The organism is Sporolactobacillus laevolacticus DSM 442, from assembly GCF_000497245.1.
Lineage (GTDB): Bacteria > Bacillota > Bacilli > Bacillales > Sporolactobacillaceae > Sporolactobacillus > Sporolactobacillus laevolacticus.
Window position 1 is genome coordinate 156510 of the sequence record NZ_AWTC01000013.1, and the last position, 13511, is coordinate 170020.

9 protein-coding genes are annotated in these 13511 nt (G+C 43.9%); 3 read left to right on the forward strand and 6 right to left on the reverse strand.

The window, feature by feature from the left end; genetic code table 11:
* Positions 1-11: 11 nt before the first annotated feature.
* The 4 genes from P343_RS31710 to gabT all read right to left on the reverse strand — a co-directional run bounded on the left by P343_RS31710 (position 12) and on the right by gabT (position 4262).
* On the reverse strand, positions 12-782 hold the full coding sequence (locus tag P343_RS31710; protein WP_023510909.1) for an amino acid ABC transporter ATP-binding protein: 771 nt from the start codon (positions 780-782) through the stop codon (positions 12-14).
* Positions 775-1482, reverse strand: a complete 708-nt coding sequence (locus P343_RS31715; RefSeq protein WP_023510910.1) for an amino acid ABC transporter permease — start codon at positions 1480-1482, stop codon at positions 775-777. Before P343_RS31715 ends, P343_RS31710 begins: the two co-directional genes overlap by 8 nt.
* 465 nt (positions 1483-1947) lie before the next feature.
* Positions 1948-2793, reverse strand: a complete 846-nt coding sequence (locus P343_RS31720; protein WP_023510911.1) for a substrate-binding periplasmic protein — start codon at positions 2791-2793, stop codon at positions 1948-1950.
* A 146-nt stretch (positions 2794-2939) separates the two neighbouring features.
* Positions 2940-4262, reverse strand: a complete 1323-nt coding sequence (gene gabT / locus P343_RS31725; protein ID WP_023510912.1) for a 4-aminobutyrate--2-oxoglutarate transaminase — start codon at positions 4260-4262, stop codon at positions 2940-2942.
* A 92-nt stretch (positions 4263-4354) separates the two neighbouring features.
* Here gabT and gabR point away from each other — a divergent pair, with 92 nt between their 5' ends.
* Complete coding sequence (gene gabR, locus P343_RS31730) at positions 4355-5770, forward strand: MocR-like transcriptional regulator GabR (protein ID WP_023510913.1); 1416 nt, start codon at positions 4355-4357, stop codon at positions 5768-5770.
* Positions 5771-5836: 66 nt separating this feature from the next.
* Positions 5837-6796: a homocysteine S-methyltransferase gene (gene mmuM, locus P343_RS31735; RefSeq protein WP_023510914.1), complete on the forward strand. Its 960-nt coding sequence runs from the start codon at positions 5837-5839 to the stop codon at positions 6794-6796.
* Between the two features lie 57 nt (positions 6797-6853).
* Here mmuM and P343_RS31740 read toward each other — a convergent pair whose 3' ends face one another.
* Positions 6854-9514 carry a cation-translocating P-type ATPase gene (locus P343_RS31740; RefSeq protein WP_031264106.1) on the reverse strand — a complete coding sequence of 887 codons (2661 nt, stop codon included), beginning with the start codon at positions 9512-9514 and terminating at the stop codon, positions 6854-6856.
* A 163-nt stretch (positions 9515-9677) separates the two neighbouring features.
* Positions 9678-11489, reverse strand: coding sequence for an Ig-like domain-containing protein (locus P343_RS31745; RefSeq protein ID WP_023510916.1), 1812 nt, complete (start codon positions 11487-11489; stop codon positions 9678-9680).
* A gap of 575 nt (positions 11490-12064) precedes the next feature.
* Between P343_RS31745 and P343_RS31750 the strand changes: the two genes are divergently transcribed.
* Positions 12065-13399 (forward strand): MATE family efflux transporter, encoded by a 1335-nt coding sequence (locus tag P343_RS31750; RefSeq protein ID WP_023510917.1) that lies wholly within the window; start codon positions 12065-12067, stop codon positions 13397-13399.
* Positions 13400-13511: the final 112 nt, after the last annotated feature.

Below are 13511 nucleotides of genomic sequence, written 5' to 3' on the forward strand. Positions count from 1 at the left end.
GAATTAACAGATTAAACTTTTTCAGATTCAGGATGCAGCACCTGATTTATAAAGAGCTTGGTCCGCTGATGCTTTGGCGCGTTAAAAATGTCACTCGGCTTACCTTCCTCCACAATGACACCTTTGTCCATAAAGATGATCCGGTCGCCGACTTCCTCAGCAAAGCGCATTTCGTGCGTAACAAGAACCATTGTCATTCCTTCATCCGCCAGTTCGCGGATAACCTTGAGTACTTCACCGACCAATTCAGGATCCAAAGCCGATGTCGCTTCATCAAAAAGCATGATATTCGGTTCCATAGCTAGCGCCCGGGCAATTGCGACTCGTTGTTTCTGTCCGCCTGAAAGCTGGTTCGGGTAATGATTCATCCGTTCAGCAAGGCCTACTTTAGTTAAATATTTCTCTGCCGTCTTTTTTGCTTCTTCTGCCGATTTTTTCCTAATCTTAATCTGAGCCGCCATAACATTTTGAATGGCCGTCATCATCGGGAACAGATTAAAGCCTTGAAACACCATGCCAATCTCCGTTCGAAGCCTAGCGACACGTTTCTCATTATAGCGGCCGGATTCATCCGAAAAGCTCGTTCCTTCGACCTTCACCGTGCCTGAGGATGGCAATTCCAAGCAATTCAGACATCGAAGCAATGTTGATTTTCCTGATCCGGAAGGTCCAATTATGACCACAATTTCGCCTTGATGGACAGTCAGATCAATGCCTTTCAAAATTTCATGAACACCAAAGGATTTATGCAATTGAGCGACTTCAATCATCGGTTTAGACATGTGTGGACAACCTCTTCTCTAACAGACGTACAACTTGAGACAGCGGTAGGCTTAGAATTAAATAAGCGATCGCAAGTATAGTATAAGATTCAATGGTTAAAAAGGTCTGCGAAGCATAGGCCTGCGTGCGGAGCAGCAATTCATTAACCGTGATGAAAGCGAGCAGCGACGTGTCTTTAATCATCATGATCAAGTAGTTTCCAAATACCGGGATGGCTTGCCTTGTCGCCTGCGGGATGACAATCGACCACAATGCCTGACGATGTGTATAGCCGAGCGCAAGGGCTGCCTCAGTCTGCCCCTTGTCAATCGACAGGATGGACGCGCGCACCACTTCAGACAAATAACATCCATAGTTGATTCCCAGTCCGAGTATCCCTGCAAGCAGTGGATTCAGCTGGAATTGATAACCCGGGATCATGAACTGAACAACAAGGGAAATGAGCAGCGGCGCAACATAAAACATGTAGACGAGTTGAACAAGCAAAGGTGTGCCTCTCACAATCTCCAGGATGACAACCAAGATTCCTCTTATTATTTTTGAATTTGATAAACGGCCGACAGCGATTAGCACGCTTAAAATAACCGCGAGTAAGAATCCACCAAGCGTCGCCTCAAGCGCAATCAGCAATCCTTGTCCTAATTCAGGCGAAAGTTCTCTGAAGGCAGTAGCAAAATCTAAATGATTCAGAATATCCATTCAATACACCTCATTAATCAAACGATTCTCTTAGAGGATGTTCAAAAAGTCCGGGAAAAAGGTTAAGAAGGATCTTCTGCTAATTACATGCACGTCCTGTGCATAACGCAGAAGTCACCGCATCCTGCGGAAGTTCTGTGTCAACTTGCTTCTACGCTCCTCACGTATTACAGGGGGATCTTCGACTAATTACACTCACGTCCTGTGAGTAACGTCGAAGTCACTACATCCTGTAGAAGTACGCTCCGGTGCTCGAAACTGCGTTTCCTTGATCTTCGACGCTCAGGACGAGCTAGTGTCACGCATGCCATAGGACGTGGCGTTCTGCCTGCCCTCGGCCCTTTTTGTCCTCCTTTTTGAACAGACTCTCTTAGTTTTCAGGATTGACCTTCACCATCGTTTTCCTCTGACAATAGCAGAAATCAGAGTTCTCTTTAGGAAAGAATAACTCTGATTCAACATTCATCACTTTTGAACAGGCACGTAATAATTATCAGGCATTCCGTATTTCTTCAAAGCTTTTTTGATAAACCCGTTTTCTTTTAAGATATTTATTTGCTTATTGATCGCGTTGACTAATTTCGTATCGCTTTTTCTTGCCGCTGCTCCAATCACACCGGAAGCCTGTGGTGTATATGGATCAAGCATTTTTAATTTCAAGGAAGGATCCTGTTTCAAGCTGTATGCCGCAACTGCTCCATCAGTAACCAAAGCATCGATTTTGCCCGTGTTCGCAGCAAGAAGTAAATCTGCTTGAGAGCCAAATACATTGACTTGTTTAATTTTCCCTTCTTTTTTCAGCTTGTTCGCGAAATCAAAGAATGCAGTCCCTTTCTGAGCACCGACTACCTTGTCTTTCAAGTCGTCAACGCTTTTAATCGGAGAATTTTTCGGGATGATAAACGCTTCGCCTTCTGTATACCATACTGTTGTAAACTTCGCGATCTTTTGTCTTTGCGGATTAATGTACATGCCGTCTGTTACAAGATCCACATTCTTATTATTCAATTCCAGAAGGAGGTTTTCGAATTTGGTTTGCTTCATTTCTACTTTGGGAATTCCGAGACGTCTGGCTACTTCTTTGATAATCTCAGCGTCAATGCCGGAAAACTTTTTCGTTTTCTGATCAATAAACGCAAACGGCGCGTCATTTGAGGAGCCGACAACCAGCACGCCTTTTTTCTTTGCGGCTGCTAACGTATCGGTAGTTTTACCGGATGAACTTCCTGAACTTGAATTGCTCGAACCGCAGGCGGAGAGAATACCGACAAGTAAAACGAGAATCAGTGCAGACATAAACCAACGTTTCATGAAAAGTGCCCCCTTATATGGATGAATTTATAAAATCATAAGACTAAATGAAATTTTCAGTTATTTATGAATAGAATTCTACTAGCTTCACGAATAAAAAGCTAGAGTCAGCCTATGGGAATACTTGTCCTTCCAAAAAAATTCGATCATTTAGCAAACTCAAGTGCTTCTTCAATAATAGCTAATCCTTTTGCAAGCTCTTCATCTTTAATTGTCAATGGTGATAAGAAGCGAATGCAATTCCCCTTTAAACCTGCATTCAGAAGAAGCAGACCATGCTGATTGGCATAAGCGACGACCTTACTTGTCCGTTCCTTATTCGGCTCTTTTGTTTGTTTGTCTTTTACGAATTCAATCGCCGCCATTGCACCGAGCCGTCTAATATCACCAATGAACGTGTATGTTTTTGCCCATTCTTTCGCACGTTCCTCAATAACTGTACCAATCTTCTCCGCCTGTTCTGTAAGATGCTCGTCTTTAATAATGTCGAGCACGGCCAGTGCTGCTGCGCAGGCAATTGGGCTACCGCAGTAGGTTCCACCCAAAGAGCCATTAAGCTTGCATGCGTCAATCATCTCTGCTTTGCCCACAACACCGCTTAATGGGAATCCTGCCGCTAATGATTTAGAAACCGTCATCAGATCCGGTGTAACATCGAAATTTTCAATGGCGAACATTTTTCCGGTTCGAGCAAAACCTGCCTGAATTTCATCCGCTATAAAAACAATCCCATGCTCTGTACAGAAATCGCGAACATAAGTCACAAAACGCTTCGACGGAATAATAAACCCGCCTTCGCCTTGAACAGGTTCCATAACAAGACATGCGACCATTTCCGGCGCGACATTGCTCAGGAAGAAATAATTGAACTGTTCGATGATTTCTACATCATATTCCTCATCAGTCATGCCTTCCGGTTTGCGATAGTAATAAGGATAAGGTGCCTGATAAGTCTCCGGTGCAAATGGTCCAAAGCCCATCTTATAAGGTTTAACCTTACTCGTCATGCCCATCGTTAAATTCGTCCGTCCATGGAAGGCGCGATCAAAGGTGACGACCGCTTGACGGCCTGTATAACTTCTAGCGATCTTTACTGCATTTTCAACAGCTTCCGCCCCGGAATTTAACAAAATCGCTTTTTTCGCAAAATTGCCCGGCGCGACCTCGCATAGCTTCTCACAAAGCTCAATGTACTCAGGATACATAATAACATTGAATCCGGGATGAATGTATTGATCCAGCTGCTTCTTTACCGCTTCAAGCACTTTAGGATGACGATGACCGACATTTTGGACACCGATCGCCCCTGCAAAGTCGATAAATTCATTCCCATCAATATCTGTAATCACTGCCCCTTCCGCTTTCGTCGCAAGATGACGATTGCCGTTTCCGACCGCCGATGCCACATAGCGATCGCGTTTCGCCTGCCATTCTTCTGTCAGATTTCCTTCCAAAAGTTCCTTACCCATTTTTTCTCTCACTCCTTTAATAGATATTTTGCTAATTTTTTGGTATTATGTATAGTATCAAAATTCAAATAATTATGGTATCAGAGGTACCTATGATCTCATTAAACATTAAACCTGATGCTAAAAAAGACTATATCTACAGGCAAATTTATAAACAATTGAAACGAGAGATTCTGCTGCATCATTTCTTGCCACATGAAAAATTACCTTCAAAACGCGAACTATCGAAAACCTTACGCGTAAGCGTCAATTCAGTTAACAGTGCCTATCAGCAGCTTCTTGAGGAAGGCTATATTTATGCGGTAGAGCGAAGCGGCTTTTTTGTTGAAAAGCTGGATACTATTCCTTTGTCGCAGAGTGTACCAAAGACCCTTGATCTTGATCTCATCGAGGAGCAGGATTCAAAGAAAAATTGGATTTCCTTTTCACATATGTCAGTTGATCGTTCTATTTTTCCATTTGACAGCTGGTTCGCCTGTGAACATAAGGCACTTAAGCTTAGCCGATTGGAATTAAATGATGATTCTTCCCGCTTTCCGCAAGGCATTTATGCCGTTCGCGAGACCATTGCGCGGTTTCTTTCAATCGCTCGTGGTGTCACATGTTTTCCGGAACAAATTGTTTTGGGAGGAGGCACCCAATTTCTTATATACCTCTTACGCAACTTATTTCCTGAAAACGCATTGTACGCGGTGGAAAATCCAGGATACCGGCGAATCTATGAATTGCTTAAAATGGAGCATGCCCGGCTTCAAACCATTCCACTGGACAGAAAAGGTATTTCTTTCGACCTCTTGAAACAAGTCAATCCGAATGTAGTGTACGTCACTCCTTCCCACCAATTTCCTTCAGGTGTCGTCATGCCGATTTCTAGACGGATCCAGCTATTAAATTGGGCTGCGCAAAAAGAAGATCGTTACATTATTGAGGATGATTATGATAGTGAGTTTAAATACGCGAGTGATACAATCCCTTCGCTTCAAGGTCTGGACAGCTATGATCGAGTGATTTATTTTGGCACTTTTTCAAAATCTCTGCTCCCGGGGTTGCGCATCAGTTATATGATCCTCCCCCAAAAGCTTCTCAAAAAATATAGAGAAAAGTGCAGTTTCATCATGTCAACCAGCAACGCTTTAGGGCAGCTGACATTAAAACAATTTATTGACTCCGGCGAATACCGTAAACACATCAAACACATGAAACAGGTGTATGTAGAGCGTCAAAAAAAGCTTATCGGCGAGCTAAAAAAACGTTTTGGAGCATCAATTAAAATGCATGGTGCAAATGCCGGGCTCCATTTTACGGCTGAATTTGATACACATCGACCCGTTGACGAAATCATGGTCCGTGCCGCAAAGGAGAAGTTGGAATTGTACAACATGGAGCCTTACTGTCTGGATGGACCGTACATTTATCAAAAGCCCGCATTCATCCTTGGTTTCGCAAATCTATCTGTTGAAAAAATTGAAGAAGGTGTTGACCGGCTTTATCGCGCAATCGTACACTGAACCTTAACAACACTGTTTTATAACCTAACCGCTTTTTCAACAAGAAGTGCAGAAAGAAGGACCGGAATGAAAAAACAAAGGATCCGTGACATTCTCCATCGTTTTCGACCAATCATTCTTGATGGTGCAATCGCAACGGAGATTGAAAAACAAGGCATTTCAATAAACAACAAACTCTGGTCGGCTGCCGCAATTCGTGAACACCCTGACAGCATGAAAAAAGTTCATCTGGATTATTTCAGAGCCGGGGCTGATGTAGCGACAACGAACACTTACCAAGCGACAATCCCCGGATTTCAACAATGCGCGTACACGAAGAGAGAAGCGGAAGAGTTAATTGGGAAGGCTGTGACGATTGCAGTAAGAGCAAGAGCAGAATTTTGGGACAGCCTATCACCTGAACAGCAGAAAATTCGCCCCTTCCCTTTAATTGCCGGAAGCATTGGCCCTTACGGCGCCTATCTTGCAGACGGATCGGAATATACAGGGAACTATTCGCTTTCTGATGCCGAATATAAGGCATTTCATTTGCCCAGGATGCAACTTGTAAAGCATGCAGGTGCTGATGTATTCGCGTTTGAAACCATGCCCAATTTTCACGAAACCCAAGTTCTAGCCAAAGTACTCGAAGACGAATTTCCAGATGATGAAGCTTGGCTTTCGTTCAGTCTGGGTGATGAGCAGCATCTTTGCGACGGCACCCCGCTTTTGGATGCAGCCGCTTACTTCAACACCTCGCCACAAATCGCGGCGATTGGTGTTAACTGTATAGCTACGGCAATGGTCCTGCCTGCTATCGAACAGATAAAGCAGGTAACTGACAAACCGATTCTCGTGTACCCGAATTCAGGCGAAATCTATGATCCTGTAACCAAAACATGGCAGGATTCCGAAACAAGACAAGACTTCGGGTCCGCATCCAAAGCATGGTTTCATACAGGTGCTTCGCTGATCGGCGGATGCTGCCGGACAACACCGGAAGAGATCCGGCAAATTGCACAATGGGCGCGATCGGAAAAGCGGTAAAGTTAAAAAAGCAGCACGGATCCTGAACCGAATCCAGTGCTGCTTCTTAATATGCCTTTATTCTTCTCTGCTTCTCATTCTGAAGCCACCCTTAATAATTTCGTTCACGACAAGTGGAACCAGACCAAATCCAATTACAATCATCCAGTCACGCAGCGACAGCATCTGGACATGGAAAGCGGATGCCAGAAACGGTACGGAAATGACAATAAATTGCAGGATAATCCCTAGCAAGATTGCGCCGATCAAATATTTATTCGAAAACAAGCCTACTCGGAAAATGGTATGCGTTGCGCTCCTCATGGACAGCGCATAAAAGAGCTGGGAGACAGCGAGTACAACAAAAGCCATTGTTTCCGCATAAGTGAGCACATCTTGCGGAATTAACTTGGATCCAAGCTGATAGCCGTGTTCACTAAGCCCAAAGTAAAACGCAGTCAAAGTAAGAATACCGATTAACAACCCGCCGATGATGGCGCGAGTTGCGGCACCGCCTGCAAAGAAGCTTTCCTTTGGATTTCGCGGAGGCCTTTTCATGACATCTTTATCTCCAGGATCAACACCAAGGGCAATCGCTGGGAAGGTGTCTGTGATGAGATTGATCCACAGAATTTGAGTGGGCAGGAGCGGCACCGGCCAATAAAAGAGAACGGAAGCAAGAATAGCAACAATTTCACCTAAGTTGCAGGAAAGCAGAAAAACGACTGCTTTCTTAATATTGTTATAGATATTTCGCCCTTCTTCAATCGCAGAAACGATCGTTGTAAAGTTGTCATCCGTCAGGATCATATCGCTAGCGCCTTTTGAGACATCCGTTCCGGTGATCCCCATTGCTACACCAATATCTGCATTTTTCAGAGATGGCGCATCATTGACGCCATCACCAGTCATTGAAACGATATTCCCATGTGATTGAAAAGCCTTTACAATTTTCACCTTGTGTTCCGGAGAAACACGAGAAAACACGCGGTATTGATCAATTTTCGCAGAGAGCTCTTCATCAGGTAAAGCGTCAATCTCACTGCCGGAGATGGTTTGCTCAAGTGAGGTCGCCATGCCGAGTTCCATGGCAATGGCAGCGGCCGTATGCTGATGATCTCCTGTAATCATGACCGGCCTAATGCCCGCCCGTTTTGCTTCATGAATGGCGTCCTTCACTTCAAGCCGCGGAGGATCGATCATGCCAACCAATCCGAGTACTATAAGATCTTTTTCCATGTCATCCGGATCAATGATTTCATCGGTATCTTTATAAGCCGCCCCAAGTACACGAAGCGCCTGATCAGACATTTCTTTGGCTGCCCCCAAATAATCTGCTTTGATCTCATCAGTCAGGGGAATTTTCTTCCCCTCAACCAACGCATGCGTCGCGATTTTCAGAATACTGTCAAATGCGCCTTTGGTGTGCAGACGGTAGTGGCTTCCTTCCTTATTCAGTGTCGACATCAGCTTCCGATCCGAATCAAACGGTTTTTCCGCAACCCGTTCATGCCCGTCTTCCAACGTTTTTTTCGATGAATGGTATTTCTCGCCAAGCTCAAGCAAGGCGATTTCAGTTGGATCACCGGTACTTTCCCCATCGACAAGTGTCGCGTCCGTACAAAGCACCAAGGTCTGTATCAACTTCTTTTGGGTACCTTCGGTCGCAGTCGCTGTACCTTCACTTGGCACATCCAGAAAATTACGCTGCGTATAAAGATGAAGCACAGTCATTTTGTTTTGCGTCAGTGTACCTGTCTTATCCGAACAAATAATATTTACGGACCCCAACGTTTCAACAGCCGGCAGCCGTTTAACGATCGCGTTAATCCGAGACATTCTCGTGACACCGAGTGCGAGGACAATCGCAACAATTGCCGGCAAGCCTTCGGGAATTGCAGCAACGGCCAGACTAATCGCGGTCAGGAACATCTCAAAGAGGTCCCTCTTCTGAATCAAGGCAACAATAAAAATCAGTGCACAAATGGCAATCGCAATATAGCCCAGAACTTTCCCGAGCTCCGCCAGCCGTTTCTGCAGCGGTGTCATATCCGTTTGATGCTCTTCAAGCCCTTTAGCGATTTTGCCAATTTCCGTGTTCATTCCGGTGCCAACCACAACACCCTCGGCTCGGCCGTAAGTGACCAATGTAGACATGAACGCCATGTTGGCCAGATCACCAAGCGGTGTTTTCGGATCTTCAAAGACGCGGGCGGCATTCTTTTCAGAAGGTACGGATTCTCCTGTCAGCGCCGACTCTTCGATCTGCAAGTTGACACTTTCAATCAAGCGTAGATCTGCGGGTATGTAGCGTCCGGCGTCAAGCACAACGATGTCACCCGGTACAATCATTTTTGAATCAATTTCAATAACCTCGCCGTCACGCCGGACAAGCGCTTTCGGTGTCGTCATTTTTTGAAGGGCTTCAATAGCCTTTTCTGCTTTATATTCCTGAAAGACGCCAATCACAGCATTTAAGATAACAACGAGCAAGATGATGATCGAATCTGTATATTCCCCGATAAGCAGCGTAATCACCGCAGCCCCGAGCAAAACATAGATCAGCATATCTTTTAACTGCGCAAAAAATAAGACCAACACATTCTTTTTAGGTTTTCCCTTTAATTTGTTCTCCCCATATTGCTCAAGCCTTGAATTCGCTTGCTCCGCCGATAACCCATGTGTGCGATCTACGTCCAACTCTTTCAGAGCACGCTCAGCGTCACTTGAAAACCAAATCAAATTATTCACCCCATCCTTATCACACAGTCACCAATACCTTTTCTATTATCTTTACCCCTTTTTCCATTATCACAACCGAATCATTCAATTTTTAAAAGAATGAATTTTCCGTCATTTTTTTCATGTGAAGTGACACGCACTTCTACACCTAATAAAATAGTCACTTCAATACAGTAAAGAACTGTTGCGGGCTCAGGTTTCCCGCCTTATCTCTTGCATAAGCTGCCAATTTTGTTCCAGACTTCTGTATCTTTCTAATTTTAATTGTAAAAATGCCTTTACTGTTTGCATGTGCTGAACCAAGTACTTTATCACCTAATAGAATCGTTACAAAAGCAGCCGGTTCAGATGCCCCATGAATCATTATCTGCCCATGATAAAAACTGCGAATGACCGGTTTTTCCGGTGGTGTCTGATCAGCAACGGTTATTTTTTTTGCTCGTCCGGCATTGCCTGACGCGTCCACCGCAAAAATGGCGAATACCGTTCCTGCCTTCTGTTGTTCAATTGTAAAATGGAATTGTCCGGAATTGTCCGCAGCACCCTTTATGAACATGTGCCCGTCTTTTGTGACGATGAGCGCGGCACCCGGTTCGGTTGATCCACTGATCACCGTATCCTTTTCACCAACCGTTTGAACCTGAGGCTTTTCCGGTGCTTCCTTGTCTTCCTGTCGTTCAGACAGATTCGTAAACGTGATATCTGCGCCTTTTTCATCAGGCAAGGCTGAAAGATTGTCAGTGACAATGGCACCGCCGCCTTTGAGATTAGGATCTTGTGTCTTCCCAGTATATAATTTAGGTTTCAAGTCCTGAAAACCAGTTTCTCCATGAAATCCATACGGACCTGAACTTTGATTCAGGTAAAGCGCTTTGCGAAAATTACTCAGGAAGCTGCCAAAAGAAAGCTGCGGACTGATATAGTGATGAATAACATCTTGAATTGCTTTGTAATCATTATGTTTGTCCTGAATGATTCGTTTGTACAAGTCTTCCGGATGGCCGCATTGAATTGCCAAATATTGGATAAACAAATAGGAGAGTGAATAATTAGCTAAATTATCACCAAAATCATCCCAGTAGAGAAGTGATTTTCCGTTACTGATTGATGAAGCTTCATTGTAATAGTCTATTCTGTCATTCAGAGGTTTTCCGGAAAGCAGCTGCTCTGCCGCAAGGGACAGCCCTTCATCCAGCCATGTGTCCATCTCATCATGCTTCTCAACCAATACACTTTGGTTGTAATTAATTAAATGCTGAAATTCATGAACGAGCGTGGAATAGGCCATCGATACTTTTTTATTCTTACGCAAACCCAAGGAAGGATAGGTATCAACATAGAGAAGCTCACTATAATTTGATTTCTTTACGGCATAAAGGTCGTTCGGATCAAAATAGCCGGATGCAAAACCGCCATCCTGTTCAGCAGACCCATCCTTAATATCAAAGCAAAGCAAATTGACTTTTCCGTCGTGATCAACATCTGAGGGAGCACCAAAGTATCGTTTGTCCAGTGGAAAAATTGTTTTGTCAAACTTCTCTCCTAAGGTTTTTGCGCTCCTATTTGAGAGCTGGCTGCCATTAACCCAGACTTTTGTATGCTTGCCAACGTATTTGAGTACAGCTGTTATTTGATACCTTTTGTCATTCGACAAGTTAGAAACCCAGAACTTTTTCCTTATACCCACTTTGACACTTTTTTTCTGTTGCTTGGGCTGCTGTGAAAGCTTTGGTTGATCCTGTTTTACCAGCGGCTTGACCTCATCGAGACGATAAGCGGATCTTTGTATCTTTCTACTTTTCACGTAACTCTTATTATTGACACGGAAAGCACCTGAATTTTCTGCTTGATAACCGTTTGCGGATTCATTACTGATCAGAACAGGACCGCTAGCCGCTGCTGCGTTTCCTGATGGGATCAGCAGAAGGATTGCCATAAATAAAAGACAGATTTTATCACGCATGTGGTTCATCGAATGGCCTCCCATTGACAGATTGCTAGTGAGCTAATTTTTTCCATCAATATACTTTATTGTTTAGGCTTTGTTGAATTTCCTGTTGACTTCTGCTCCATGCACTCCAATTAACCGAGTAAATAATCTAGCACTAACATAGCCACTGTTTAAAGTGTAGCGAATCCCATGTACGAACTCAACTGTGAGCAGATTACAGTTGAGTTCCATTTACGTCTCAGTAAAATAAGAAGATTAGAAATTTCATATAAGCTGTGAGAAAGTTGGTAGTATGGCTTACAGAATAGATATAAGATGAATGAGTATTTTCACTTAAGAAGGTGTTCAAAAAGTCCGGGAAAAATTGCTGTCGAATCTCTGTGTCAACTTGTTTCTCCGCTCCTCACATATTGTTTGCATACGCTCTGGTGCTCGAAACGGCGTTTCCTTGACCTTCTCGGCCCTTTTTGTCCTCCTTTTTGAACAGACTCTTAAAAAATTTAGGAGGTGATTCACCATGGGTGAAGCACAGTATGTTTTCCCGTCGACTTTTGCGGAAGCTGATGGGAAATCATAATCAAATTGGAGTCCTCTGAATGACAAATACTTTTCAACTGCATATCAAGCCGCTTAACCAATTGGCGGTTCCTTTAATTGCCAACTCGATTTTCGGCTTATCTATAGAACTGATCGACCAGGCTATGGTCGGTCATCTTTCCGTATCCGCCTATGCGTCGGTCGGTGCGGTGGGCAATTTCTTGTATACCATCGCGGGCATTGTTGGCGCCATTGCCATTACGCTTAATATCTATGGTTCCAAAGCGATTGGTGAACACCGGCAGGACAAGTATCTCAATTGCCTTTCATCGTCACTCATTCTCGATTTGCTGCTCGGACTAAGCTTTGGCGTGCTCTGTTTCTTGTGCAAAGATCCACTTTTGAGAACAATTTACGGATTTTCCGGATCAGCACTTCGCAACGGAACGACTTATCTGTCTCTGATGAGCGGATACCTGTTCCTTCAGCTCGTAATTTTTACCCTCACGAACTGCTTGAAAATAAAAAAACGTACCCAATGGATCTTGATTGTTTCAACAACGACCACCTTACTTCATACAGGATTAAATTATATGCTGATTTTCGGAAAATTCGGCTTCCCTCGATTAGGGGTAAGTGGCGCAGCACTCTCAAGTACGGTCACGCTTTGTCTGGATGTCCTCATTTATGCTTTTATTCTAAGAAAGGACATCCAATTAGCACTCGCTATGCACCCAAACAAAGTTCTGTTCATAGCAGGTAAAAGTCTGCCCTTAATGGGGCAAGAGCTCCTTCAAGGAAGTCTGTTTGTCATCGCACTTAATGCGATGCTTGCCCACCTGAGTCCACTTGTGTTATCAGGATATTTACTTGTAGGACAGTTCCTGCAAATCGGATTAATTCCCGCATTCATGTACAGTTCAGCATTGTTAACACTAGTCAGTGAGAGTCATGGCTCAGGCCATGCAACCGATCTAGTTGACTATCCAAAAGTCGCTGCTGTCCTGACGATGGCGCTATTCGCTTTAGCCGGCTTCCTCTTTTACGAATTTAGAGTGCCTCTTGCCGGATTGATCACAAATAATCAAAATCTCGTCACCTATTCATCGAGCATTTTTCTTGTTCTTTGGCTTGCGAATCTGTTCAACCCGTTGTTCGAGATTTTCAAAGCGGCCATGCAATCGGTCGGACGAAGTACCTACGTTCTGATCATTACCTTTATCATTCATGCAGCCGCCTTAATTCTTATGCTCATTCTGACCTTTGCGTTTCAACTGGGGATCTACGGAATCGCAATAAGCCTAATGATCGATTATTTAGCGATTTTTGTTTCTCTCAATGTTTCGTATTTGAAAGTGGTTCAGCATATTGAAGAAGTAAGAATGAATGGTTGATCAGAACCCCATGGCGAAAAACGAAGAATCGTTTTCGATCATGGGGTTTTAATAGATGCAGTGATACGTACAAAGCGAATGGATCAAAGGAAACGCTCCTGCTTGTTAATCT